The 916-nt window shown below is 56.9% G+C and carries 1 protein-coding gene; it reads left to right on the top strand.

What is annotated here, in order from left to right; translation table 11 throughout:
- Window positions 1–9 precede the first annotated feature (9 nt).
- Complete coding sequence (locus RE6C_RS07115; protein WP_008655155.1) at window positions 10–834, top strand: IS110 family RNA-guided transposase; 825 nt, start codon at window positions 10–12, stop codon at window positions 832–834.
- Window positions 835–916: the final 82 nt, after the last annotated feature.

Genomic DNA, 916 nt, shown 5'->3' with positions numbered 1-916 from the left:
TCTCGCACTTTGATCATTTGCGAGTCGACAGCAAGTTACCACTTGCTGATGATGGACGCCGCTCACGACAGATCGGTTGACGTCGCGGTGGTCAACGCGAGACAGGTCCGAGACTTTGCCAAAGGTCAGGGCCGGCTGGAGAAAACGGACCAGATCGATGCAGGTGTGTTGTGCCAGTTCGGTCAGGATGTCAAGGTTCATCTGACGGCTTCTCGCACTGCTCAGCAGAAGAACCATACCGCCTTGGTCAATCGACGCGAGGCATTGCTGAAGATGCGTGGCCAAGAGCGGATGCGGTTGGAACACACGCATGACGCCGAGGCAATCAAGTTCCTTGAGGAGATGTTGGAAAACATCCAAAAGCAGCTCCAAAGCGTTGAAAAACGCCTTGAGGCGATTCTCAAGGAGCTTGCCAAAGAGGATCCCAAGGTCGATATCCTGCTCAGTCACACCGGTGTCGGCAAGGTCACCACGAGCGTGCTGCTCACNCGGTTGCCTGAGTTGGGAACGCTGAACCGAAAGCAGGTGGCCAAGCTTGTTGGCGTCAGTCCGATCGCCAACCAGAGTGGCAGGAAGGATGGTAAGCGTCCGATTCGCGGCGGACGACAAGATGTTCGCAACGCGATGTACATGGCGGCTAATTCGGCACGCAGACATGATCCGGCGACCAAGGCGTTTTACGAACGGCTTCGCGGCCAAGGCAAACCCTTCAAGGTGGCGATGGTCGCTTGCATGCGGAAGATGCTCTCGACGCTCAATCAAATGGTTCGCAACGGAGAAACCTTTGACGCGACGAAGTACGCCTCCATGGCCGAGGTGCAATCCTGTCGCTAATCCACCAAAGCGTTGCCGCGAGTCCCTTTCGCGTCGCCTTCACGTTGGCCTGCGCTAGCGGTTGAGGCCAGCGTGAAGGCGA

The sequence above is a fragment of the Rhodopirellula europaea 6C genome, from assembly GCF_000338295.1.
In the GTDB taxonomy this organism is placed as follows: domain Bacteria; phylum Planctomycetota; class Planctomycetia; order Pirellulales; family Pirellulaceae; genus Rhodopirellula; species Rhodopirellula europaea.
This window is presented reverse-complemented; position numbering and strand designations above follow the sequence as displayed.